At 68.3% G+C, this 23,026-nt stretch carries 18 protein-coding genes; 9 read left to right on the forward strand and 9 right to left on the reverse strand.

Annotated features, from left to right (window positions below):
- Positions 1–20: 20 nt before the first annotated feature.
- The 3 genes from ABE434_RS10110 to ABE434_RS10120 form a co-directional block, all read right to left on the reverse strand.
- Positions 21–2,840: a TonB-dependent receptor gene (locus tag ABE434_RS10110; protein WP_346478723.1), complete on the reverse strand. Its 2,820-nt coding sequence runs from the start codon at positions 2,838–2,840 to the stop codon at positions 21–23.
- Positions 2,841–3,020: 180 nt separating this feature from the next.
- Positions 3,021–3,680 (reverse strand): energy transducer TonB, encoded by a 660-nt coding sequence (locus ABE434_RS10115; protein WP_346478724.1) that lies wholly within the window; start codon positions 3,678–3,680, stop codon positions 3,021–3,023.
- Positions 3,681–3,892: 212 nt separating this feature from the next.
- Positions 3,893–4,627 carry an SIMPL domain-containing protein gene (locus ABE434_RS10120; protein WP_319210914.1) on the reverse strand — a complete coding sequence of 245 codons (735 nt, stop codon included), beginning with the start codon at positions 4,625–4,627 and terminating at the stop codon, positions 3,893–3,895.
- A gap of 130 nt (positions 4,628–4,757) precedes the next feature.
- Between ABE434_RS10120 and ABE434_RS10125 the strand changes: the two genes are divergently transcribed.
- Genes ABE434_RS10125 through tldD form a run of 4 tightly spaced genes read left to right on the forward strand, consistent with a single transcriptional unit; the run spans position 4,758 to position 12,210 of the window.
- On the forward strand, positions 4,758–5,339 hold the full coding sequence (locus tag ABE434_RS10125) for a Maf-like protein (protein ID WP_346478756.1): 582 nt from the start codon (positions 4,758–4,760) through the stop codon (positions 5,337–5,339).
- Complete coding sequence (gene rng, locus ABE434_RS10130) at positions 5,332–6,819, forward strand: ribonuclease G (protein WP_176989244.1); 1,488 nt, start codon at positions 5,332–5,334, stop codon at positions 6,817–6,819. The genes ABE434_RS10125 and rng overlap by 8 nt, the downstream gene beginning before the upstream one ends.
- Positions 6,820–6,849: 30 nt before the next feature.
- Positions 6,850–10,710 (forward strand): YhdP family protein, encoded by a 3,861-nt coding sequence (locus tag ABE434_RS10135; protein WP_346478725.1) that lies wholly within the window; start codon positions 6,850–6,852, stop codon positions 10,708–10,710.
- 54 nt (positions 10,711–10,764) lie between these two features.
- The gene (tldD, locus tag ABE434_RS10140) at positions 10,765–12,210 is read left to right on the forward strand and encodes a metalloprotease TldD (RefSeq protein ID WP_346478726.1); all 1,446 of its coding nucleotides are present in this window, start codon (positions 10,765–10,767) and stop codon (positions 12,208–12,210) included.
- Between the two features lie 77 nt (positions 12,211–12,287).
- Here tldD and yjgA read toward each other — a convergent pair whose 3' ends face one another.
- Positions 12,288–12,902, reverse strand: a complete 615-nt coding sequence (gene yjgA, locus ABE434_RS10145) for a ribosome biogenesis factor YjgA (protein ID WP_346478727.1) — start codon at positions 12,900–12,902, stop codon at positions 12,288–12,290.
- Positions 12,903–12,970: 68 nt separating this feature from the next.
- Here yjgA and pmbA point away from each other — a divergent pair, with 68 nt between their 5' ends.
- Both pmbA and ABE434_RS10155 read left to right on the forward strand, forming a co-directional pair.
- Complete coding sequence (gene pmbA / locus ABE434_RS10150) at positions 12,971–14,338, forward strand: metalloprotease PmbA (RefSeq protein ID WP_346478728.1); 1,368 nt, start codon at positions 12,971–12,973, stop codon at positions 14,336–14,338.
- 78 nt (positions 14,339–14,416) lie between these two features.
- A complete protein-coding gene (locus ABE434_RS10155) occupies positions 14,417–14,788 on the forward strand; it encodes a DUF4870 domain-containing protein (RefSeq protein ID WP_346478729.1) in 372 nt (123 codons plus the stop codon).
- A 102-nt stretch (positions 14,789–14,890) separates the two neighbouring features.
- Here the strand turns inward: ABE434_RS10155 and ABE434_RS10160 are convergent, their stop codons facing one another.
- The 5 genes from ABE434_RS10160 to ABE434_RS10180 form a co-directional block, all read right to left on the reverse strand.
- Positions 14,891–15,769: a farnesyl diphosphate synthase gene (locus tag ABE434_RS10160; RefSeq protein ID WP_346478730.1), complete on the reverse strand. Its 879-nt coding sequence runs from the start codon at positions 15,767–15,769 to the stop codon at positions 14,891–14,893.
- Positions 15,759–16,019, reverse strand: a complete 261-nt coding sequence (locus ABE434_RS10165) for an exodeoxyribonuclease VII small subunit (protein ID WP_176989251.1) — start codon at positions 16,017–16,019, stop codon at positions 15,759–15,761. Before ABE434_RS10165 ends, ABE434_RS10160 begins: the two co-directional genes overlap by 11 nt.
- 36 nt (positions 16,020–16,055) lie before the next feature.
- Positions 16,056–17,345, reverse strand: coding sequence for a tRNA lysidine(34) synthetase TilS (gene tilS / locus ABE434_RS10170; RefSeq protein ID WP_346478731.1), 1,290 nt, complete (start codon positions 17,343–17,345; stop codon positions 16,056–16,058).
- Positions 17,346–17,411: 66 nt separating this feature from the next.
- Positions 17,412–17,972 (reverse strand): WG repeat-containing protein, encoded by a 561-nt coding sequence (locus ABE434_RS10175; RefSeq protein WP_346478732.1) that lies wholly within the window; start codon positions 17,970–17,972, stop codon positions 17,412–17,414.
- Positions 17,972–19,684 (reverse strand): alkaline phosphatase, encoded by a 1,713-nt coding sequence (locus ABE434_RS10180; RefSeq protein WP_346478733.1) that lies wholly within the window; start codon positions 19,682–19,684, stop codon positions 17,972–17,974. Before ABE434_RS10180 ends, ABE434_RS10175 begins: the two co-directional genes overlap by 1 nt.
- 149 nt (positions 19,685–19,833) lie before the next feature.
- Here ABE434_RS10180 and ABE434_RS10185 point away from each other — a divergent pair, with 149 nt between their 5' ends.
- From ABE434_RS10185 to ABE434_RS10195, 3 genes are all read left to right on the forward strand, one after another.
- Positions 19,834–21,162 carry a dicarboxylate/amino acid:cation symporter gene (locus tag ABE434_RS10185; protein WP_176989255.1) on the forward strand — a complete coding sequence of 443 codons (1,329 nt, stop codon included), beginning with the start codon at positions 19,834–19,836 and terminating at the stop codon, positions 21,160–21,162.
- Between the two features lie 653 nt (positions 21,163–21,815).
- Entirely contained in the window at positions 21,816–22,346 is a 531-nt protein-coding gene (locus tag ABE434_RS10190; protein WP_346478734.1) for a hypothetical protein, read from the forward strand.
- The gene (locus ABE434_RS10195) at positions 22,343–22,981 is read left to right on the forward strand and encodes a hypothetical protein (protein ID WP_346478735.1); all 639 of its coding nucleotides are present in this window, start codon (positions 22,343–22,345) and stop codon (positions 22,979–22,981) included. Before ABE434_RS10190 ends, ABE434_RS10195 begins: the two co-directional genes overlap by 4 nt.
- Positions 22,982–23,026: the final 45 nt, after the last annotated feature.

Genomic DNA, 23,026 nt, shown 5'->3' on the forward strand with positions numbered 1-23,026 from the left:
GTTCCCCAAATGCGGCTACCTCATTCGAAGGTGTACTTGGCACCGACGGTGAAGTAACGGCCGATCGCGCCGCTGAAGTGCAGCGGGTTGTAGTTCACGCCACCGTAGGTGGTCGGATCCAGCGGAGCGATGCGGTCGAACAGGTTCTGCACCGACGCGTTCAACTCGAAGGCCTCGGTGATGTTCCAGCGACCGGACAGGTCGAAGGTGGTGAACGAGGAGATCTTGGTGACGTCGGTACCGTCGGCGTAGGAGAACTGGTATTCGCCGTCCGGACCGCGGAAGTCGGTGTTCTCCATCTTGGAGATGTAGTTGGCCACGCCGCTGACGCTCCACGGGCCCTGCTTCCAGGTGGTGCCGAAGTTGATGCGGTCCTTCGGCGTGCCGATGCAGTTGGTGACGTCGCAGTTGCCGTGGGTACCGGCGTAGTCGACGGTCACGTCCGAATCGGTGCGCTCGAACTTGAGCACGTGGCTCCACTGCAGATCCATTTCGAGCTGGCCCGGACCGATGTCGAAGGTCTGGCGGATGTCGGTATCGATACCGCGCACGCGGGTCGACGCGGCATTGATGTACGCGGTGTTGACCGCCAGGATGGTGCCGGTACCGGGAATGCCGTTGATCAGGTCGCTGTCACGCAGCACGTCGCCGGCCGCGATCGCATCGGCCGTGGCACCCTGGGCGATTTCGTTGGTGCGCTTGATCTGCCAGGCGTCGACGGTCATCGAGGTGCTGGAGGTGGGCTGCAGCACCACGCCGAAGGAGTAGCTCTTGGATTCCTCGGGCTTCAGGTCGGGATTGGGGCGGGTGATGATTGCCACCGGCCGCGAGCTGCAGTTGGTGCCGTTCGGCTGCAGGTCGCAGCGAAGTGCATCGCGGGCATTGGAGAAGGCGGCCAGGCCACCGTCACCGTTCTCGGCCGGGTTCGGTGCACGGAAGCCTTCGGCATAGCTGCCGCGGACCGCGATCCAATCGGCCGGCGTCCACTTCACACCGAGCTTCGGCGTTGCCTTGCCTTCACCGCTTTCATATTTGTCGTAGCGGACCGCGCCGGACAGCTCCAACTGCTCCAGTACCGGGGCGGACAGTTCGACATACCCGGCATACACATTCTGCGTGCCGTCGTAGGCCGAGTAGCCCAGGCCGATGATCTGGCCCTGATCGGTGAACGTCTGCGGAGTCAGGCTGTTGCTGGTCTTGCGCCATTCGGTACCCAGCGCCAGGCCCAACGGGCCGCCCTTGAGGTCGGCCAGGCTGCGCGACACGGTGAAGTCGAACATGTCCAGGCTGGATTTGGCGCGTGCGCTGATGTCCGGCGAGATGTAGTCATACAGTGCCTGCGAGTTCAGGCCTGCGTTGTCGCCGATGCGCCACACACCTGCCGGGCAGGCCGGGTTGCCGAGCACGCAACGAACCGCGTCGTAATTCAGGAACCCGGTGCGCTTGTTGACCAGATCGGTGCCCGAATGCAGGTAGGCGGTGTCGTAGCTCCACTCGCCCCAATTGCCCTTGACCCCGACCAGGAAGCGGTTGAACTCGTTGGTGTTCTCGGTCACGCGCGGACCCACGTCCCAGGCCGAATAGCGCAGGCGCGAGGCCTGGCCCGGGATCGGGTTGTCCGGATGGGTCGGGCTGAGGACGGTGGCGCCGGGGCCGCTGTTGGCGTTGACCGGGCCGCCGGGATAGCCCCAGCCACCGGACACGCCGGAGGGCGTGTTGCTGAAGGTGGTTTCCTTCTTGGAGTAGCCGATCTCGGTGTAGATCTCACCGCCCTCGCCGAAGGCGAAGCTGGCGCGGCCGAACACGTTGACGTACTTCTCTTCCGGGGTCAGGTCACGATACAGCTGGGCGGGATCCCAGAGGCAGCCCTGCTGCTGCGCGGTGACATCGTTCTGGCCGGGGATGGTGGTCAGGCCAGCACACCCCGGCAGCGCAACGAGGAAGGCGGGATTGTCATCGGTCACGGCGCGGTCGTCGAACACCGAGCCGTTCGGCCCTACGCCACCGCTGGTGCCGCCATTGAGGAAGGCACCGCCCAGGAACTGCGCATTGTTGCCATAGCCGTAGCGACGGATGTCACCGGTGCCGATCCACTTGCGGTCCTTGCGGTCGCTGATCTTGATCGCGTCGGTCTTGCCCACGTCCAGGCTGAAGAACGCGTTCCAGCCGTCGGTGGCCAGATCGCCGGTACCGGCGGTCAGGGTGGCCTTCTTGGCATCGCCGTCGCTGTCGCCGGACAGGCCGTAGGAGGCGCGCAGGATGGCGCCGTTGAAGTCGCTGCGCAGGATGATGTTGACCACGCCGGCGATGGCGTCCGAACCGTAGATCGCAGAAGCGCCGTCCTTGAGGACTTCAATGCGCTCGACCGCATCCAGCGGAATGGTGCTCAGGTCGGTGAAGACCTTCTGGCCGTCATCGGCCAGGCCGTAGGTCGCCATGCGGCGGCCGTTCAACAGGACCAGCGTGGAGCCGGCGCCCAGGCCGCGCAGCGAGATGCCCGCGCCGCCGCCGGCAAAGCCGTTGCCGAAGGTCTTGGGAATGGAGCCCGAGCCGTCCGCGGTCAGGGTCTGCAGGTACTCGGCGACCGTGGTCTTGCCGGTGCGGTCGATTTCCTGGCGGGTGACCACCTGGACGGGGGAAGGGGTTTCGGTATTGGTGCGGGGGATGTTCGACCCGGTGACGGTGATCCGGTCAAGGTTGGTCGCCTGCTCCTGCGCGAACGCGGAGGACGACGCCATGGCGCCCACCAGCAGCAGCGCGCCGCCGGCAAGGATCGTGGAAATGGAATTGGCCAGGCTGGTGCGGCGGCTGTCGTCGCGGCGTTGGATCGGGTGTTTCACAGCTTCTCTCCTGACTGGGAAAACCTAGATGTCAATAAGTCGACACCAGAACGGTGGCAACGGCGCCAATCTAGGTTTCCGGCAGGTGACGCAAGTGTGAAAAATTGCTTAATTCGCGAAAGAGCGTGTGATGGCCCTGTATGAATGGGGAGAGCCTGTTGCAGGCTCTCCCCGGCACATTCAACGCGGCAACGTGAATTCCACCGGGACCAGGCCATCGGCCTCGACGACCTGGCCATTGACGGTGGCGGGCACGAAGCGCCAGCGGCGCAGGACCTGCTGGCGCGCGGCCTGGTCGAGCACGCGCGAGCCGCTGCTCTTCTCGATGTCGACCGCCAGCGGACTGCCATCGGTACCGACCCGGATGCGCAGCACCACCGTGCCCTGTTGGCCGAGGCGGATCGCGGTGATCGGATACGGCGGTGGGGGTGCGCTGCGGTACTGGAGCTGGGCCCCCTGCGCCGGTGCGGCCGGGCCAGGCGCTGGCGCCAGCAACGGCGGTGACGCCTCGCTGGCCGGTAGCGGGGGGGACACCGCCAGCGCGTCATCGACGGCGGCAGTGGGCGTCGGCAGGGGCGCCGGCGGTCGCTGCGTGTTCACCGGTGCCGTCGGAACCTTCGGCGGTGCCGGATCGGCATGGATCGGTCTCGGCGGCTGCGGAGGCGGCGGCAGCACCCAGCTCACCCGCATGCGCTCGCGCGGGGCCGTGATCAGCGGCTGTGCGGCAGGAATCAACAACAGCATCAGGGCCAGCGCATGGACCGCGATGGCAGTGCTCCACCCGAGCACGCGGGACGCTTCGATGTGCAGCGGGACAACCGGGGACGGGGTACGGACCATGCTCCACTCTCCTTGCCAGATGTGCGGAAACACCAACGTGCCTGCGCGGCGGATGGGGTCAGGCGGGGCCGCGCAATGACAGCAATACCCGAGCCCGGCACGGGCCGGAAGTCAGGGGCGGGGTGGGGAGTTGGCTGGCAGTCAGAATCGGACCGCGCACAGCATGACGGCGCCCTTCGGCGCCGTCACAGGGACATCGACCGTAGCGCCGATCAGCGGCCCAGATCGAACACCACGTCCAGGTTGACCGACACGGTGGATTCGCCCGGCGAAACCGGCGTCGACACATCGGCCGCCATCGGCGCCGCCTGGGCACGCATCATCACCGGACGGAAGTTGCCGCCACCACTCTCGGAGATGCTCACGATCCGGCGCACGCGCAGGCCCAGCGATTTGGCGTACGTCTCTGCGCGGGCCTGGGCCTTCTTCAGCGCGGCGAGGCGGGCCTCGTCATAGACCGGTTCGGGCTGGTCGATCTCGAACTGCGGGCCGTTGATCTGGTTGGCGCCCTGGGCGGCCAGCGCGTCGAGCACTTTGCCCAGCTTGGCGATGTCGCGCACCTTCAGGCTGACCGTGTTGCTGGCCTGGTAACCGGTGATCTTCGGCGCTTCGTTGTCGGCGTAGCGGTACTGCGGGCTCAGGTTGACGCCACTGGTCTGCACATCACGCTCGGCGATGCCGGCCGCCTTGATCGCGGCCAGTACCTTGGTCATCTGCTCGGCGTTCTGGCGCATGGCGGTGTTGCCGTCCACGGCCTGGGTGACCACACCGGCCGAGAGCGTGGCCACGTCCGGCACGCGCCTGGCCTCGGCGTTGGCCGAGATGTTGAGCAGGGTGCCGTCGGCCGGCACGGCGATGGTGGGCTGGGACTGGGCGTGGGCGGTCATCGAAGCTCCCAGGGCAAGGGACAGGGCGAGCAGCAACGGGGACAGGGACGGGCGGCGCATGTACATCTCCTTGTGAAGACGTTGAGGTTGGTGTCGGGGCGATGAACGCGTCGTGAGGTTTGATGGGGTCGATCACGATTCGAGCGTGTTGCTCGCGATTCAGACAGTAGGCTCAGGTTATGCTTCCTCGATGCTTTATCTCGCCTCTCGATCCCCCCGACGAAACGAACTGCTTGCGCGCCTGGACCGACCGTTCCAGGCGCTCGACCTTCACGTGCCCGAAGTCCGTGCAGCCGACGAGTCGGCCGCGGACTACGTGCAGCGCGTCGCCGCCGACAAGGCGCGCGCCGGGCTGGCGCTGGTCGCGCACGATCCGGACGCGGTGGTGCTGGGCTCGGACACCGAGGTGGTGCTGGACGGGCGCGTGTTCGGCAAGCCGGCCGATGCCGCCGACGCCTGCGCGATGCTGCGCACCCTGGCCGGGCGCACCCACCAGGTGATGACCGCCGTGGCGCTGGTCGCCGCGGGCCGGGAGCAGGGCGTGCTGGTGGTCTCGGAGGTGACGTTCGCGGCGATCGAAGAGGATCGGATCGCGGCCTATGTGGCCAGCGGCGAGCCGATGGACAAGGCCGGCGCGTATGCGATCCAGGGCGGCGCCGAACGATACATCCGCCATCTGGCGGGAAGCTATTCGGGTGTGATGGGTTTGCCCCTGCAACAGACCGAGCAGTTGCTGCAGACGTTTGAACTGAAGGGAGTCGCCCATGTCTGAAGAAATCCTGGTCAATGTCACCCCGCGGGAAACCCGCGTCGCCGTCATCGAGAACGGCATGCTGCAGGAACTGCATATCGAACGCGGCTGGCGCCGTGGCGTGGTCGGCAACATCTACAAGGGCAAGGTGCAGCGGGTGATGCCGGGGATGCAGGCGGCCTTCGTCGAAGTCGGGCTGGAGCGCGCGGCGTTCCTGCACGCCAACGATGTGATCCGGCCGGCCCCGGTGGCCAGCCCCGATACCGAAGGCACGACCCTGCCGCCGCCGTCCTCGGTGCCGATCGTGGAGCTGCTGCGCGACGGCCAGGACATCGTGGTGCAGGTGGTCAAGGACCCGATCGGGACCAAGGGCGCCCGCCTGACCACCCAGATCAGCATTCCCTCGCGCTACATGGTGCTGCTGCCGCAGTCCAAGGTGGTCGGCGTGTCGGCCCGGATCGAGGACGAAACCGAGCGCGCGCGCCTGAAGACGCTGGTGACCGAGCTGTCGGCCCAGCACGGCGGCTATGGCTACATCGTGCGCACCAATGCCGAAGGCCAGCCGGCCGAGGCGATCGCCGAGGACGTGGCCTATCTGTCGCGCGTCTGGAACGTGGTGGAGCGCCGTGGCCGCGATGCCGCCCCGCTCAGCGTGATCTATGAAGACCTCAGCCTGCCGCTGCGCTCGGTGCGCGACCTGATCCGCAAGGACGTGGACAAGGTCAAGGTCGACTCCAAGGAGACCTTCAACCAGCTGCAGGCGTTCGTGGCCAAGTACATGCCGGTGCTGGCCGAGAAGATCGAGCTGTACAGCGGCGATCGCCCGATCTTCGACATGTTCGGGGTCGAGGACGAGATCGGCCGCGCGCTGGACAAGCAGGTGCCGCTGAAGTCCGGTGGCTACCTGGTCATCGACCAGACCGAGGCGATGACCACGATCGATGTGAACACGGGTTCCTTCCTGGGCCAGCGCAACCTCGAAGAGACGGTGTTCCGCACCAATCTGGAGGCCGCGCAGGCGGTCGCGCGCCAGCTGCGGCTGCGCAACCTGGGCGGCATCATCATCATCGACTTCATCGACATGGACGATGCTGAACACCGCCGCCAGGTGCTGCGCACCCTGGAGAAGGCGCTGGCCCGCGACCATGCCAAGACCACCGTGTATGACTTCTCGCCGCTCGGCCTGGTCGAGATGACCCGCAAGCGCACCGTGGAAAGCCTGGAACGGCAGCTGTCCGAGCCGTGCCCGGAGTGCAGCGGGCGTGGCTCGATCAAGACCGCCGAAACGGTGACTTACGAAATCTTCCGCGAGATCACCCGGGCGGTGCGCCAGTTCGATGCCGCGCGCCTGCTGGTGATCGCCTCCTCCAAGGTCGTGGCGCGCATCACCGACGAGGAATCCTCGGCGGTGGCCGAACTGGAGGAGTTCCTGGGCAAGAGCATCCGCTTCCAGGCGGACGAGCAGTACCTGCAGGAGCAGTTCGATGTCGTGCTGCTCTGATCGCGGCCGGTCCGGCATTCCCACGTTCCGATGAGCACACCGCTCCGCCTGCGCCTGCGCCGGATCCGCCGCCATGCCGTGTATGCGGTGGCGATCCTGCTCGTGGGCGTGGCCCTGCTGGTCGGCACTGCCAGCCAGCTGCTGCCCCTGGCCGAGCGTCACCCGGACAAGGTGGCGGCGTGGTTGAGTGCGCGCGCCGGGCAGCCGGTGCGTTTCGACGCGCTGGATACCGCCTGGACCCGGCGCGGTCCGCTGCTGCAGCTCAAGGGGCTGCGCATCGGTGAAGGCCAGGGCCTGCGCATCGGCGAGGCGGAAGTACTGGTGTCCATGTATGCCGGCCTGCTGCCGGGGCACTCGCTGACCGAGCTGCGCCTGCGCGGCCTTGCACTGGTACTGCAGCGTGCCGACGACGGCCGCTGGTCGGTGCAGGGCCTCCCGCAGTCCACCGCGGGCGACCCGCTGGAAACCCTGCGCCGGCTGGGCGAGCTGCAGGTGATCGGGGGCCGGCTGAGGGTGGATGCGCCCTCGCTGGGCGTCAACGCGACGCTGCCGCGGATCGACCTGCGCCTGCGCGTCAACGGCCAGCGCCTGCGCGTCGGCGCGCGTGCCTGGGCCGACCCGGCCGCGCAGCCGCTGACGGCGGTGCTGGACTTCGACCGCAAGCGCGGAGACGGGCAGGCGTGGCTCTCGGCCGACCCGGCCGATTTCCGTGCGTGGTCCTCGCTGCTGCAGTTCGGTGGCATCGGACTGCAGCAGGGCACCGGCCAGTTCAATGCGTGGGTGGACCTGCGCGATCATCGAGTGGTGATGGTCACCACAGACGCGGACCTGCAGAACGTACAGGTGCGTGGCGTGAAGCTGGCGGACGGCACGCATCCGCAGCTCGCGCTGCAGACGCTGGAGCTGCGCGCGCGCTGGCGTTGGGTGCAGGGCGGCTGGCGCGCGGATGCACCGCGCCTGCGGATCGGCCTGGAGGGCAGCACCCAGCAGTTGGATGGCCTGCTGCTGGCCGGCGGCCAGCACTTCGCGCTGTCCGGCGACAACATCGATGCCACCGCGTTGCTGCGCGGGCTGGCACTGACCGACCGGATCGACCCGGGCCTGCGCGAGTGGCTGCATGAGGCCGCACCGCAGGTGCGCATGACCCGCGTGCGGATGGCGGGCGAGCAGGGCGGCGCGCTGTCGATCGAGGGCGACCTGGAGGACATCCGCTTCGCCGCGGTCGGCCATTCGCCCGGACTCAGCGGCGTGGGCGGACGCTTCAACGGCGATGCCGACGGCTTCACGCTGGATCTGCAGCCGCAGCGGGTGATGCATTTCGATTGGCCGAGCGGGTTCGGCGAGCGCCACGACGTGCGCCTGGGCGGCCAGCTGGTCGGCTGGCGTGACGAGGCCGGCGGCTGGCGGATCGGCACGGCGGCGCTGCGCGTGCAGGGCACCGACTACGCCGCCGACGTGCGCGGCGGCATCTGGTTCCAGAACAACGGCACCCGCCCATGGCTGGAACTGGCGGCCAAGATCGACGATGTGCCGATGACCGCCGCCAAGCGTTTCTGGATCCATTCCAAGATGAGCAGGGCCGCCACCGACTGGCTGGATGCCGCGCTGGTCTCCGGGCAGGTCCGCGGCGGCGTGGGGCTGGTCACCGGCGATCTGGAAGACTGGCCGTTCGACAAGAACAATGGCCGCTTCGAAGCGACCGGGCACATCGACGCCGGCAGCATCCGTTTCCAGCACGACTGGCCGACGATGGACAAGGTGGACGCGGACATCGCCTTCATCGGCCCGGGCTTCGAGCTGCATGGCAAAGGCGATCTCGCCGGCGTGGCGGTGGACCATTTCGATGCCGGCATTCCGGATTTCGGCGTGACGGCGCTGTACGTCAAGGCGACCAGCCGCAGCGATGCGGGTGCACTGCTGGCCATGCTCAAGCAGAGCCCGCTGCAGGCCACCTACGGCGAGACGCTGGACAACCTCACCGCGAAGGGGCCGGCAGCGGTCACGTTCGATCTGCTGCAGCCGCTGCACCATGTTGAAGGCAGCGGTCACCTGCAGGGCACGGTCGAGCTGGATGGCGCGACCCTCGCCGAGAAACGCTTCGATCTTCTGTTCGAGAACATGCGCGGCACCGCCCGCTACGGCCATGGTGGCTTCGATGCGGAGAACCTGGCGGTGCGCCACCAGGGCCAGGACGGGCTGCTCAGCCTGCGCGCCGGCGAATTCGTGCGCGATCCGCAGCAGGCCTTCGAATCCGAACTGACCGCTTCGCTGGAGGCCGGTGCGCTGCTCGACCGCGCGCCGGAACTGAACTGGCTCAAGCCCTACATCCAGGGCACCTCGCGCTGGACCATCGGGGTGACCCTGCCCAAGGTCGCGGCCGGCAGCAAGGTCGAGCCGCCGACCGTGCTCAAGCTGCACTCGGATCTGGTCGGCACCACGCTGGACCTGCCCGCACCGCTGGACAAACCCGCTGCTACACCGCTGGCGACGGACGTCACCGCGCAGCTGCCGATGGGCAGCGGCCGGGTCGATGTCGCGTTCGGGCAGAGGCTGGCCCTGGCTGCGCGCACACGTGACAACCAGACCGGCGTGCAGGTCACCCTGGGCAGCGACCACGTGGATCGCGATCCGCCGGCCAGCGGGCTGGTGGTGAACGGTCGCAGCGGCTCACTGGATGCGCTGGAGTGGATCGGCCTGGCGCGCTCGCCCGAGGGCGGCGATGACAAGGACCCGATGCCGCTGCGGCATGTGGATGTGCAGGTGGGCCAGCTGCTGCTCGCCGGCGGTGTCTTCCCGCAGACCCGGCTGCAGCTGCGCCCGACCGGCAACAGCGTGGACGTGCGCATGGATGGCCCGTCGCTGGCCGGCACCCTGAGCGTCCCCAATGCCGAGGGCGGCACCATCGTCGGCAAGCTCAGCCGCGTGCACTGGCAGTCGCTGCCCACGCCGGTGAAGGCGCCGAGCGACGGCGCGCCGATCCTGCTGCCGCCGGACGTGACCCTGCCGGCGCGGGTCCAGGCCAGTGCCAACGACACCAACCCGGCCAAGGTGCCGCCGCTGTCGCTGGACATCGACGACCTGCAGTTCGGCAAGGCCAGGCTGGGCCAGGCGGTGCTGCGCACCCGCCCCATGGCCAACGGCCTGAGCGTGGACCAGCTGCAGTTCCGCGCGCCCAAGCAGGAGATCGACGTCAGCGGCCGCTGGATGGGCATGGGCGAGACCGCGCGCAGCCAGTTCAACGTGCAGGTCAACAGCGAGGACCTGGGCGGGCTGATGCAGAATCTGGATTACGGCGGCCAGCTGCGTGGCGGCCAGGGCCAGCTGACCATGACGGCGGGCTGGCAGGGCGGCCCGTCGGACTTCCAGCTCGGCGCGCTGCAGGGCCAGCTCGACGTGCAGGCCCGCAACGGCCAGCTGCTGGAACTGGAGCCCGGTGCCGGGCGCGTGCTCGGCCTGCTCAGCGTGACCCAGCTGCCGCGCCGGTTGATGTTCGATTTCCGCGATTTCTTCTCCAAGGGCTTCGCCTTCAACCAGGTCGAGGGCCGCGTGGCGTTCAGCGACGGCATGGCCACCACCGACAAGGTGCTGATCGAAGGCCCGGCGGCGAACATCACCATCCGTGGCCAGACCGACCTGCGCCAGCAACGCTTCGACCAGACCATCGACGTCAACCCGCGCGCGGGCAACCTGCTCACCGTGGTCGGTGCGGTCGCCGGCGGCCCGGTCGGCGCGGCGGTCGGCGCGGCGGCCAATGCGGTACTGTCCAAGCCGCTGGGCGAGATCGGCGCCAAAACCTACCGCGTGACCGGCCCCTGGGCCGAACCCAAGGTCGACGTGATCGACCGCGACGCAGCGCCCAAGCCGGCCCCGGCCGCACCGCCGGCGCGCTGACCCCTTCCCCGCGCCCGGGTTGCGATCGCGCCCGGCGCCCATAGATCAAAGAGCATGAACAACAACGCACTTTCGCTGGCCACCGACCGTCTGCTGCTGCCCGCCGGGCTGGATGCGAACGGTCTGGAACGCACGTTCGGCACCCTGCTGGGGCCGGGCATCGACTTCGGGGATATCTACTTCCAGCACGCCCGCCGCGAGAGCTGGAGCGTGGAGGACGGCATCGTCAAGGACGGTGCGCATTCGATCGAGCAGGGCGTGGGCGTACGCGCCATCGCCGGTGAGAAGACCGGCTTCGCCTACTCCGACGACATCCACAGCGACGCGCTGCTGGCCGCGGCGAACTCGGCCCGCGCCATCTCCCGCGAGGGTGGGGCGCAGTCGGCCCGCTCGCTGGTGCGTGGCAATGGCCGCGCGCTGTACCCGGCGCTGGACCCCATCGACGGCATGGGCAACGAGGCCAAGGTCGAGATGCTCAAGCGCCTGGACCGCTACCTGCGCGCCGCCGACCCGCGCGTGCAGCAGGTGATGGTCAGCCTCTCCGGTGGCGTGGACACGGTGCTGATCGCGCGCAGCGATGGCGTGCTCGCGGCCGATGTCCGCCCGCTGGTGCGGTTGAACGTGCAGGTGATCGTCGAGCAGCACGGCCGTCGCGAGTCCGGCTACTCCGGTGGCGGTGGTCGTTACAGCTATGAAGAACTGTTCGCCGACGGGCGCCCGGAGGGCTTCGCGCGCGAGGCGCTGCGCCAGGCGCTGGTGAACCTGGAGGCGATCCCGGCCCCGGCCGGGGTGATGACCGTGGTACTCGGCCCGGGCTGGCCCGGCGTGCTGCTGCACGAAGCGGTCGGCCACGGCCTGGAAGGCGACTTCAACCGCAAGGGCACCAGCGTCTATGCCGGCCGGATCGGCGAGCGCGTGGCCGCACCGGGCGTGACCATCGTCGACGACGGCACCCTGGACGGTCGTCGCGGCTCGTTGAACATCGATGACGAGGGCCACCCGACCCAGTGCACCACGCTGATCGAGGACGGCATCCTGGTCGGCTACATGCAGGATTCGCTCAATGCGCGCCTGATGGGCGTGGCGCCGACCGGCAACGGCCGTCGCGAGTCGTTCGCGCACATGACCATGCCGCGCATGACCAACACCTACATGCGCGCCGGCCAGCACGATCCCGAAGAAATGATCCGCTCGGTCAAGCGTGGCCTGTACGCGGTCAACTTCGGGGGTGGCCAGGTCGACATCACCAGCGGCAAGTACGTGTTCTCGGCCACCGAGGCCTACCTGATCGAGGATGGCAGAATCACCGCGCCGGTGAAGGGCGCCACCCTGATCGGCAACGGCCCGGAAACCATGCAGAAGGTGCGCATGATCGGCAACGACCTGGCCCTGGACGAGGGCGTGGGCATCTGCGGCAAGGATGGCCAGAGCGTACCGGTCGGTGTGGGCCAGCCGTCGCTGCTGATCGATGGCATCACCGTGGGCGGCACCCAGGCCTGAGCCGGATGCGTACGCCCGTGCTGACCGATCACGCGGCCGCCAGCAGGGTGCTGGCGCCGCCGCGTGAGCGCCGGGACTCAGTCCTCGGCGTTCTCGTCGCTGTCGCTGTCCGTGTCGGCCACGTCGTCCAGATCGTCCTCGGAAGCGGCGTTCACGCCTTCCAGACCGAGCGCGGCGGGCAGCAGCAGCGTACGCAGCACCTGGAAGATCTCACGGTAGGCGCGCGGCGGCTTGTTCTTGGCCTTTTCGGCCTGGGCATTGCGCACCAGCGTGCGCAGCTCCTGGCGGTCGGCATGCGGGTACTCGTCCAGCAGGGCGCCCAGCGCCTTGTCGCCGTCCTTGAGCAGGCGCTCGCGCCAGTCTTCGACGCGGTGCATGGTCGCCACTTCCCGGCGCGAGGTCTCGCTGTTGGCGTCCAGCGCGTCGCGGATCGCATCCAGCACGGCGTCGTCTTCGCGGCGCATGTGCTTGGCCAGGAACGCCAGCTGGCGCTTGTGGGCGATATGCGCGGTGATGCGCTTGGCCTCGGCGATGTGCGGCAGCAGATCTTCGGGCACCGGCAGGCGCGCCAGCTGGGCCGGGGTCAGCGAGACCAGCTTCTCGCCCAGGGCCAGCACGTCCAGCGCAGCCCGGCGGTTCTGGCTGCGGCTGATATCAAGGAATTCACCGGTTTCTTCGTCGCGTCCGCGCATCGTCTTATTTCCACATCCGTAAACTGTGCCGGCGTCGCGCCGGGCACTCACCTGTACAGGATAAAGCATTGAACGTGATCTCCCCTGAAGTCTCCCCGGCCGACGACAGCCTGCAGCGCCTGGAGCAGCTGGCCGACATCTCCCAGCGCCTGCTGGAGCGGGCCAAGGCCCTGGGCGCCACCCAGGCCGAGGTCAGCTGCAGCGATGAGCGCGGGCTGGATGTGAACGTGCGCCTGGGCGAGGTCGAAACGGTCGAATCCACCCGCGACCGCGGCATCGCCGTGACCGTCTACTTCGGCCAGCGCAAGGGCAGTGCCAGCACCGCCGACCTGCGCGAGAGCAGCCTGGAGTCGACCGTGGCCCAGGCCTGCGCCATTGCCCGCCACACCGAGGACGACGAGGCGGCCGGCCTGGCCGAGGCGGCGCTGATGGCCCGCGAGTTCCCGGACCTGGACGGCTGGCATCCGTGGGAGCTCAGCGCCGATGCGGCGCTGGACCTGGCGCTGGCCTGCGAAGCCGCGGGCCGTGAGGCCGACGCCCGGATCAGCAACTCCGACGGCGCCTCGGCCGCGACCGCGCAGAGCCTTTCGGTGTATGCGAACTCGCACGGTTTCATCGGCCGCGAGCGCAGCAGCCATCACTCGATCGGCTGCGCGCTGATCGCCGGGCAGGGCGATGGCATGCAGCGCGATGGCTGGTACAGCAGCGCGCTGGCCCGCGAGGATCTGGACGATGCGGCCTCGATCGGCCGCCGGGCCGCCGAGCGCACGGTCGCCCGGCTGGACCCGCGCTCGATGACCACCGCGCAGATGCCGGTGCTGTATTCGCCGGAGGTGGCCCGCTCGCTGATCGGCCATCTGCTCGGCGCGGTCTCCGGTGGTGCGCTGTACCGCCGCGCCAGCTTCCTGCTCGACAGCGTCGGCACCCGCCTGTTCCCGGACTGGTTCGGCATCGAGGAGCTGCCGCTGCTGCGCCGTGGGCTGCGCTCGGCCGCCTTCGATGGTGATGGCGTGGCCACGCGCAACTCTTCCCTGATCCGGGACGGCATCCTGGAGCGCTACATCCTGGGCAGCTATTCGGCACGCAAGCTCGGCCTGCCGACCACGGCCAACGCCGGCGGCGTGCACAACCTCAAGGTCCGCGCCAATGCGGGCGACCTGGTCTCGATCGCCCGCCAGATGGGCAACGGCCTGCTGGTCACCGAACTGATGGGGCAGGGCGTCAACAGCGTGACCGGTGACTACTCGCGAGGGGCCGGCGGCTTCCGCGTGGAAAACGGCGAGATCACCTACCCGGTGGACGGCATCACCATCGCCGGCAACCTCAAGGACATGTTCGCCAGCATCGAGGCGGTGGGTACGGACATCGACACGCGCTCGCACGTGCATACCGGCTCCATACTTGTAGGACGAATGACCGTTGCCGGTAACGATTGACGTATTCTATGGAGGCTGCCCTGGCAGGCGGGGAGCCTGCCGCGTGCACTACCCATTACCTCGAACAAGGAGTTTCACGTGAGCGATTTCGATACCGTCACCCCGCCGCCTGTCGGTGCCCCGGCCCCGGCCGACCAGCGCACCATGGCCCTGGTGGCGCACCTGCTGGGCATCTTCACCTGGTTCATCGGCCCGCTGATCATCTGGATGATCAACAAGGACGACAGCAGCAAGGGCTTCGTCATCGACCAGGCCAAGGAAGCGCTGAACTTCCAGATCACCATCACCATCGCGATGCTGATCTGCATCGTGCTGATGATCGTCATCATCGGCGGCCTGCTGGCCCCGCTGGTCGGCCTGCTGAACCTCGTGTTCTGCATCATCGCCGCAGTGAAGGCCAACAACGGTGAGTACTACCGCTATCCGTTCACCCTGCGCCTGATCAAGTAATCGATCCGCAGCGCTGGAACGAAAAACGCCCGGGATTCCCGGGCGTTTTTTTATGTCCTGGCGTTGTAGAGCCACGCCACGCGTGGCTGCCTTCACGATCGCTCAATGATCCCGCTCAACCGCCAGTTTCGCCAGCGCACGCAGTGCATCGGCCGCCTCACCATATCCGGCCAGACCATCGAACATCTGTTCGCTCAGGGTGCGCAGGTGCGCCTTCGCGCCCTCCATGCCCAGCAGCGCCGGGAAGGTCGACTTGGCCTGCGCCTCGTCCTTGCCGGCGGTCTTGCCGAGCTGTTCGGAACTGGCTTCGACATCGAGGATGTCATCACGCACCTGGAAGGCCAGGCCCAGCGACGCGGCAACGGTATCCAGCGTCGCCAGATCGGCGTCAGCTGCCTCGCCACACAGCGCGCCCATGCGAACCGCCGCGCGGATCAGCGCGCCGGTCTTGAGCGCATGCATGCGTTCCAGATCCTGCAACGGCTGCTGATGGCCGGTGGCATCGATATCCAGCGCCTGGCCGCCGCACATGCCGGCCGCGCCGGAGGCGTGCGCCAGGGTCTGCAGGCAGGCCACGCGCAGCGCGGCCGGCTGGGCCGCATCGGCAATCAGGCCGAACGCACGGGTCTGCAATGCATCACCGGCGAGGATGGCGGTGGCTTCATCGAAGGCGATGTGCGTGGTCGGTCGGCCGCGACGCAACGCGTCGTCGTCCATCGCCGGCAGATCGTCGTGCACGAGCGAATAGGCGTGGATCAGTTCCACCGCCATCGCGGGGGCATCCAGCGTGCTTTCATCCGCACCGAAGATCCGGCCGCTCGCATACACCAGCAGCGGCCGCATGCGCTTGCCGCCACCGAGCACCGCATAGCGCATCGCCTGGTGCAGGCCACGCGGGGCATCGGTCGGGGAGGGCAGGCTGGCGTCTAGATGATGTTCGATCCGGTCGCGCCAACGCGCGAACGTGGCCTCAACCGTCATGGCCGGGCGGGTCGAACGGGACGGCGGTGTCGGGCTGGGCCGGATCGCTGAGCAGGCGCACGCGCAGTTCGGCCTGTTCCAGCGCCTGCTGGCACTGGCGGTACAGACCGACACCACGTTCGTAGGCGCTGAGCGATTGTTCCAGGCTCATTTCGCCGGTTTCCATCTTCTCCACCAGCTGCTCCAGCTCTTCCAGCGACTGCTCGAAGTGGGCGACCGGGGAGGTTTCATTGGGGGACTTCTTTGCCATGCGCCAAGTGTGGGCCGCCGGCCCGGCGGGGTCAATTCACGCCGCGCCCGGCGTCCACTGCAACTGCGCATGATGGGCGTGCAGCCACGGCTGCAGGGCGGCACCGATCACGCGGTCGCCGGCCGCCAGCAGGGTTTCCTCATCGAACAGCAACGGCAGCTGGCGGCGTTGCCACGGCGGTAGGCCCTGCTGCTGCAGGAGGTCTTTGAGGGCGTGCGAATGCGCGCGCCCGGGCAGCTGGATGCGCTCGCCGCCGCGCCGCGCACGGATCTGCACAGGCGTATCGAAGCCATCGACTGCACCGATCAGGCGCAGCTCACCGCCATCGGGCAGGGCCAGCGGCACGCGCCCATCCCAGTGCACGCTCCAGTCGGCCGGCAGCGCCAGGCTGGCCGAGAGCAGGTGCAGTTGCCCGCGCCAACGACGGATGCGGGCACCCTGCCAGGCGAACTGCGCATCGGCATGGTGCGCGGCCGGCAGCAGCTCGCGTTCGACCGCCTCGACGCCCGCGGCCGGCAGTGGTGGCAGGCCGCTGCCACGCACCCAGTGCCGCAGCAGGCGCGCACGCCGTTCGACCGGCTGCCGCATCAAGCGCGCGCAGTCGATCACGCCGGGGGCCACGCTGCAGCGTTCCAGCGCGTCGCGGTCGGCACTGTCGAGCAGATGCTGGGATTGCGCGCACAACGCCGCGCTGCGCGCGAAGGCCGCGTCCGCCTGCGGCCAGCGCTGGCGCAGTTGGGGCAGCACGTGCAGGCGCAGGAAGTTGCGGTCGGCGTCGTCGCTGGCATTGCTGGGGTCTTCGATCCAGTCCAGCCCTTCGGCCTGCGCATGCGCGCGCAGGCTGCCGCGCGGAACCTCCAGCAACGGCCGCCATACGGTGCCGGCGCCGAACGCGCTGGTCACCTGCATGGAGGCCAATCCATCCACGCCGGAGCCGCGCAGCGCCCGCAGCAGGAAGGTCTCGGCTTGGTCATCGCGATGATGGGCCAGCGCCAGCTGTTCGCCGGGCAGCAGCTGCGAGGCGAAGGCCTCGCGCCGCGCATGCCGCGCGGCGGCTTCCAGCCCCTGTCCCCGGTTGCGCGGTACCTGCACGCGGATCACCCGCAGCGGGATGTTCCAGCGGGTGCAGACCTGCGTGCAGTGCACGGTCCAGGCATCCGCCTGCTCCTGCAGGCCGTGATGGACATGTACGGCGCGCAGGCCAGCCGTGCGCTGCGCCGGCGAGGTGGCCAGCCAATGCAGCAGGACGGTGGAATCCAGCCCGCCGCTGAAGCCCACCAGGACCGGATGGACGACAGAGGGCGGTGGCGGAAGCAGGGGAGTCATGGGGAGAGCAGCCTCAGGCAGACCGGCAGTATCGGCGCTGCGTGGTGGCGATGCCACGCGGAGCCTTCATGGCGTCTCTGCGTCCATTGCCGAGCGGCCCTGGCGGTCGATGCGATACCAGGTGCCGCCGACCATGGCGGTATGGCCGTGGTCGTCTGGCGTCCCCTTCCGGCAGCCCTCGCAGACGCGGGCCACGCCGTCTTCGAAGGCCCAGCCGAAATCGAACGTGGCCGGGAAGGCCTGACGCAGCTCGGTATCGAAGTAGCCGATGCGCGCGCCGACGCGGCCGCGCACCAACCCTTCCACCACATAGTCCGGGCCGTTGTCGAAAGTGATCACCGGCAGCTGCCGGCCATCGGCGCGGACATAATGGAATCCGCCGCCCGCATGGACCGCCGCCAACCCGTCCTGATCGTAGGACAGCGAGGCCAACGCCTTGGGCGCGAGCGCAAGACGGCCGTCGGCCCACTGGCACCCGGCCAAGGGTTGCAGGCCGTCTTCCTCGGTGAACGCGGTGCACCCGGTGTCGGCGCCCCAGGCGATGCCGGAGGCGACCAGGCCGGCCACCAGCAGCAGGGGCCGCACCTGGCGGCCCCTGTGCGTTGCGTTGCGGAGAGGCAGACGCATTACTTCGTATCGCCTGCCTGGCGCTCGAAGGCGGTCGGCTTGGGCAGCTCGACCGGCACGCCCTTGGCGTCGCAGGTCCCGGCCTCGCACAGGCGCTGGCGCAGGCGCGGGGTGGCCTGCACGATCATGTGGTAGATCGCGTTCTGCTCCATCGTGCCGCGCACCGCTTTGCTGCCCGGACCACGTGCCCAGATGCCAACGTCTTCGCCGCCATGGGATTCGCTCTTGGCCGGCACCAGCGCTTCCTGCATGTAATCGGGATGCTCGGTATCCACTGCGGTGAGGTCAGGCCGGCCAGTGGTCGGATCGAAGCTGCTCGGGTTGTGCGGATATCGCTTCGGCCCGACCGGCTGCTGGTTGGTGGCACCGGTGTAGCCCGGGCCGTTGGCGTAGGTCAGCGTCGTGTAGGGCAGGCCCAGGCCATCGCGGGCCAGCTCCAGCTTGCCGGCGCCGTCTTCGCCCCCCTTGTCCTTCACCTTGCCGAGGATCGGATTGCCACGCGCCGGATAGCCGACGAAGTTCAGCGTGTGCGAGTGGTCGGCGGTGACGATAATCAGGGTGTCCTGGTCCGAGGTCGCCTCGACCGCGGCACGCACCGCATCGGACAGCGCCACCGTGTCGGTCAGGGCGCGGTAGGCATTGCCGCTGTGATTGGCGTGGTCGATGCGCGCGCCTTCCACCATCAGTACATAGCCTTCCTGGTGGCGCGACAGGTTGGCGATCGCCGCCTTGGTCAGCTCGGCCAGGCTCGGCTCACCGGCCGGATCCTCCTTGCGCTCGGCCTCGTAACGCATGTGGTCCGGCTCGAACAGGCCGAGGATCGCCGGTGCGTTCGCGGCGGCCTGCAGCTGCGTGGCGTTCCAGACATACGCACCCTGCGGGTGGGCCTGCTGCCACTCGGTCACCAGGCTGCGCCCATCCAGGCGCTGGCCGACCTTGTCGTCGTATTCCGGATCGCGTTCTTCCACGGTGGTGAACTCGCCGCGGCCGCCGCCGAGGGCGACCAGCGGGCCGCGTCCGAAGCGCGCGGTCGACAACAGCTGTTGGGCGATGTCGCGGCAGCCGGCAGCCTTGGCCTCTTCGGGCACGTCGGTATCGTTTTCCCAGTTGCGCTCCGGGGAGTGCGCATAGGTCGCGGCCGGGGTGGCATGGGTCAGGCGCGCGGTGGAGACCACGCCGGTCGCCATGCCGGCGCTGTCGGCCAGCTGCAGCCAGGTCAGCAGGCCCTTGCCCAGGCTGTCGGCGCAGTCATTGCGGGTGCCTGCGCTCACGCCGATGGCGCCCATGTGGGTCTTCACGCCGGTGGTGATCGCCGTCATCGTGCCCGCCGAATCCGGCGTCTGCGAATCGGTGTTGTAGGTCTTGCTGAACGCCGTGGCCGGGAAGCGCTCCCACGACAGGAGGTTTTCCTCGCCCGGGTGCCCGTTGCGCTGGCCTTCGAAGATGCGCGCCGCCGCCACCGTGGTCAGGCTCATGCCATCCCCCAGGAACAGGATGACGTTCCTGGCCTTGCCGTCCATCGCCCCGGTACTGGCCGCACGTGCCGCGCCGCTGCGGTACCACCACTGCGGGGTCTCCCCGGCGGGGTGGGCAATGGCCGGCACATCGACCTGGACCGCGCCGGCAGAGGCGCTGGAGGAGGGAGCGGTACTGGCGCAGGCGCCGAGCAGCAGGGTGGTGACGGCGGCCACCAGAGGCGTGAAACGGGACATGGACAGGAAAATCTCACATGTGAAACGGGCGTTCATTATGCAGAACGCCGCAAGGCACGCCGATGACACGCTGATTTTCCGTGCGCGCCTCGTTCCAGGGCTCCGCTTGGGCTAAGGTGCCTAGCTGTCAAATTACCTCTGGAACACGCATGAAGCTGGTCTCTGCCTGGTTGCGGATCCCCTTCTGGCAACGGGTCCTCGGCGGCTTCGTCCTCGGCGCACTGGCCGGCTGGCTGCTCGGGCCGGCGGCTGAAACCTGGTTCGGGCCCCTGGGCGACCTCTACGTCACCCTGATCAAGATGATCGCGGTGCCGCTGGTGTTCTTCGCCGTGATCAACGCCATCTCCTCGCTGCACGGGCAGAAGTCCGTCGCGGCCCTGGGCGGGCGCACCTTCCTGTGGTTCATCATCACCGCCGCGCTGGCGGTCTGCGTGGGCCTGGCCGTCGGCACCGTCATGCAGCCCGGCAGCGGCGCGCTCAGCCTGAGCATGGACCACAGCTACACCCCGCGCGAAGTGCCCAGCGTGATCAAGGTGCTGATGGATGTCGTGCCCTCCAACGTGTTCTACGCGTTGACCGGCATCGGCACCCGTATCAATGCCGCCGGTGAAACCGTCCTCGCCGCGGGCCGTGGCTCGATCCTGCCGGTGATCTTCTTCGCCGGCCTGCTCGGCTTTGCCATGGTCAAGCTGGGCGACAAGGTCAGCGAAGCACGCAAGCTGACCGGGCAGATGAGCGAGATCATGATCCAGGTGACCCGCTTCGTGCTGGAGATCACTCCACTGGGCACCTTCGGCCTGATCGCCGGCCTGGTCGGCAGCTACGGCTTCGAGAAACTGCTGCCGCTCGGCAACTTCGTCCTCGCCCTGTACATCGCCTGCGCCGTGCACATCGTGGTGGTCTACGGCAGCCTGCTGCTCATGCATGGCCTGAACCCGCTGAAATTCTTCCGCGGCGCCGCACCCGGCATGCAGGTCGCCTTCGTCAGCTCCTCCAGCTTCGCCGCGATGCCTGCCGCGATGCGCTCGATCACCCACAACCTCGGCGTCAACAAGGACTATGCCTCCTTCGCCGTTCCCTTGGGCGCCAGCATCAAGATGGACGGCTGCGGCGCGATCTATCCCGCCCTGTGCGCGGTCTTCATCGCCCAGTACACCGGCGTCCCGCTCACCCCCGAGCAGTACATCGTCGTACTGATCGCCTCGGTGCTGGGCAGCTTCGGCACCGCCGGCGTCCCCGGCACCGCCGTGGTCATGGCGACCGTCGTCCTCAGCGCCGCCAATCTCCCGCTGGAAACCATCGGCTACCTCTACGCCATCGACCGCATCCTCGACATGATGCGCACGATGACGAACGTCACCGGCCAGATGCTGGTCCCGGTCATCGTCGCCAAGGAAACCGGCCTGCTCGACCGCGCGGTCTACGACAACCCATCGACCAACCTCGGCGTGGATGAAGGCGAAGAACGAACGTCCTGATGCAGGCACCAACGCAGCACCCAAAGACCGGCGAGAGCCGGTCTTTTTTTTCCGCTTGGGGTCGCCGCGAGCGTTACGCCCCGAAGCGACCGGCAGGCCCCTCGGCAAATGTCCCCCGGCCGCCGCCTGGCGGCGACGGCCTCCTCCTTGATTTTGCCCAGGAGCCTACCGGCCGCTTCGGGGCTCGTGCGCGGTGCTAGGCGTACTGCAAACCTGTGCTTGCTGAGGGGGGGCGCCAGTGGCTGGACACGATGGGCCTCGCTGCGCTTGTGGGCGAAATCAAGGAGGAGGGGACGGCCGCAGGCCGGTACCGGGGGACATTCGCCGACAAGCGTAGCGAGGCCCAGCGCTCGACACACCGGCCGCCCCGCCAATGAACAGTTGAAGCGTTGCGCGCGCCAGGCAACCACCCTGAATCCGCACCGTAAACCCCTGTATCACCCGGTGTAACACCCGTGATACACCCGCACCGCGCCTACCTGTCAGCGCCACGTGATCACCGCACCAACCCATTCATCCGCTCCAACGCCAACGCCCCTGTAACAGCAATGTTGCGTGCGGATAACACGAACGCACAGAAACCCCGCAAACACAGGCGTTCCGAACTTGGCACGAATGCTGCTCCATCCCTCCGCATGTCATCGGAGGTCGCCATGGACAGCGTTGCCGCATACCGCATACGACACACCACACTCTGGCTGCTCGCCGCCGCACTCATCCTGCCGGCCGCCGCCCACGCCTCCGGCGCGCGTCAGGGCGTCAAAGCCCAGCCCGGCGAAATCGTCCTCCTGCGTGACGTCTCCGCACGTCCCGCCTACCGCCCCGCACCGCCGGGCATGGCCCTCATCGCCGATCCCTCACCGCGGCGCGAAGTCGGCCAGGCCCTGGGGACCTCCACCGGCATGGACGAACTCAGCGACGACGACTACGCCTCGCTCGGCTCCAATACCGGGGCCGGCATTCCCCGCAGTGCCACCACGATCGAACGCGTCACCGGCCACACCGTCAACAGCACCCTGGGCAAAGCCACCGACAGCGGCATGCTCTCCAGCGGCCAGTTCAGCAACACCATCGGCGGGCCCATGGGCGCGGTCGGCAACGCCACGCGCGGCATCGGCGACCAGGTCCGCGGCGCACTCGCGCAGTTCCCGCTGGGCCAGCCTGCCGGTGGGCCGGGCAAATGAACACCGTCCTGCGCGCCAGCCTGCTCAGCTGCCTGCTGCTCGCTCCGCTGGCCGTGCATGCCCAGCAGAGCAACGACTACGCCGCGATGCTCTCCTACCTCAACCAGAGCCGCATCGACGGGCGCACGCTGGCCGGCGCCGATGGCGCCATCACCGTCAACATGGCCGCCGGTGATCTCAACCAGCAGGCCAACCTGATGGGCATCGCCAACGGCCGCAATGCCCACATCACCGTGGACGCGCGCCAGCAGCAGTCCAACAACGTCAGCCTCAGCGACACCGCCATGGACGCCAGCGCCACGCTCGGTGGCCAGGCACTCAATGGCGCCCGAGGCGTGGCATCGATCAACCAGGCCAGCGGCAACGGCAACGCGACGCTCAACGTCGTCACCGCCACGCTGGCGCAACAGGGCATACGCGAAACGAACGACGAGGCCTTGGCCGCGTCGGGCGCGCTCGCGTCAGCAGGGGGGCAGGGGGCCGTCAACAGCGGTCGGTCGGCCGGAACTCGCAGGGTGGCGGTCGAAGCCTCCGCGCTGCAGGGATTCGACGGCGTCCTGCAACTCAATCAGATCGCGGGATCCGGCAACGCCACCGCAAACCAACTGAGCATCTCGGTGCAGTCCACCCCGTGAGTAGTCACATCCACCCGATTGTCTGTGATGAGAGAGAGGGCACCA

The organism is Stenotrophomonas sp. TWI1183, from assembly GCF_039673115.1.
Classification (GTDB): Bacteria; Pseudomonadota; Gammaproteobacteria; order Xanthomonadales; family Xanthomonadaceae; genus Stenotrophomonas; species Stenotrophomonas maltophilia_AA.